1 protein-coding gene is annotated in these 1,499 nt (G+C 63.2%); it reads right to left on the bottom strand.

Annotated features, from left to right (window positions below; all coding sequences use genetic code 11):
* Window positions 1–105 precede the first annotated feature (105 nt).
* Window positions 106–1,499 (bottom strand): hydantoinase/oxoprolinase family protein (locus NW856_RS10390; protein WP_414400160.1); only part of this gene is annotated, 1,394 nt, incomplete at its 5' end.

Here is a 1,499-nt window from a genome sequence, read left to right as displayed (position 1 = left end):
CCCTGCATTATTGCTCCGCAACGCCGACGCGAGCAACGTTTTGGGTGTGGGCACAGTATCCTAGTTTGAATCGAAATGACCATGACGCTCTGCTTGCGGATGGACTCACCAGGACTTTGTCCCGCTATCGCGAACACAGCTCAAGATTAGGGTTCCCACTTCGTCAATGACCCCCGTCCAATCGGCTTCGATCACCGCCGTTGCCTCCGGCATCTCGACAATTGCCGGCCCGCGCAGTTGAAACCCCACACCCATGCGCTGCCGATCGTAAACCGGCACCAGGCGCATCCTGCCCCCAAACCATGCCTCTCGCCGACCCTTGAGGGGATCCCCTGGCAAGGGGGGGGGTGCGGTCAAAGGCACGGTGGGTAGGGCCTGCACCGCCTGTAGACGCAACTGAATTGCCTCCACCGGCTGGGCTGAATCTTGCCATCCATAGCGTTGTTGGTGGGCCTGGTGAAACTGCTGTTCCAGATGAGCAATCGGATCCGACAACCGCACTGGGATCTCCAACTCAAAAGACTGGCCGCGATAGCGCAAGTCCAAGCTGAAGTGCAGCGCCGGATCCTGCAGATCGGCTCTCGCCTGGCGGATCAGGGGTTCTGCCCATTGAGCCAGCAGGGATCCCCCTGAAGCGGACGTGAGCTGCCGCAGAGGTTGGAGGATGGCCCGCCGATAGTCTCGCCGCAGATCTGCCAAAGCCATTCCCAGCGCCGAGAGCACCCCACAGGCAGCCGGGATCAAGATCGTGCGGATGCCCAGCTCTTCTGCCAAAGCACAGGCATGCATGGGCCCGGCTCCGCCGAAGGCCAACAGGGCAAAATCGGCGGGATCCAAACCCCGCTCCACGCTGATCACCCGCAAGGCCCGCGACATAGCGACGTTGGCCAAGGTGCGAATGCCAACGGCAGTTTCCTGCAAGCTCAAACCCAAGGGATCCGCCAGCGTGGCAATAGCCTGTTCCGCTAGCTCCCGCCGTAGCTGCACCGAGTTGCCCAGCCGCCCGCCATCCGGCAGGTACCCCAGCCAGAGGTTGGCATCAGTAACCGTCGGAGCTATTCCCCCCCGACCGTAGCAGGCCGGCCCAGGGTTGGATCCGGCACTCTCTGGCCCCACCTGGAGCCCACCGCCGGGCAGCAAATAGGCCAGGGATCCGCCGCCGGCACTGACAGTGTGGATGTCAATTTGGGGCTGTTGCACGGGCAAGCCGCACACCACCGCTGCGGGAGTAACCTGGGGGATCCCATCTTGGATCAAGGCCACATCTGTGCTGGTTCCCCCCATATCGAAGCTGAGCAAGTGGGGGTAGCCACTCAGCCGACCCAGATAGGCCGCCCCGTAAACTCCGCCTGCCGGCCCTGAGAGCAAAGCCACCGAAGCATGGGCCGCCGCCTGAGGGATGGAGGTCACCCCGCCGGAAGACTGCATGATCAACGGTTGGGGGATCCCTCGCTCCCGACATCCTTGGGCCAAGCGGTGCAGGTAGCCCGCCAGTGCCG

The organism is Synechococcus sp. R3-13 (assembly GCF_047462195.1).
Lineage (GTDB): Bacteria > Cyanobacteriota > Cyanobacteriia > Thermostichales > Thermostichaceae > Thermostichus.
This window is presented reverse-complemented; position numbering and strand designations above follow the sequence as displayed.